The following is a 271-nucleotide window of genomic DNA, read 5'->3' as shown; positions in this document are numbered from 1 at the left end:
ACAGTCCAGTCGCCGCCTGTTATTGAAGCTGCTTTATTGATTATATCCGTAGTCGTTTTCTGCAGACGGGGATTGCTTCGATAATGCAACGCCAGAGCGACTTCTTTATCTTCCAGTTTTATATCGGGATAATCAGTAAGCGTCTCTTCGATATGGCGTTTCGCCGTACGAAAACTATCGTCGATTTTAAGCGCTCTTATACTCCCGTCGCTGTTACGAATTTGAGCGCCATGCAGGCCTGCAATTTCAAAGCTATGGGAGGGAAATATTG

1 protein-coding gene is annotated in these 271 nt (G+C 45.4%); it reads right to left on the bottom strand.

Going from position 1 to position 271, the window contains the following annotated elements; all coding sequences use genetic code 11:
• The coding region (locus tag HBA93_RS21205) for a trehalose-phosphatase (protein ID WP_286202116.1) at nucleotides 1–271 on the bottom strand (271 nt) is incomplete at both ends.

It is taken from the genome of Ochrobactrum sp. SFR4 (genome assembly GCF_019730395.1).
Taxonomy (GTDB): Bacteria; Pseudomonadota; Alphaproteobacteria; order Rhizobiales; family Rhizobiaceae; genus Pseudochrobactrum.
This window is presented reverse-complemented; position numbering and strand designations above follow the sequence as displayed.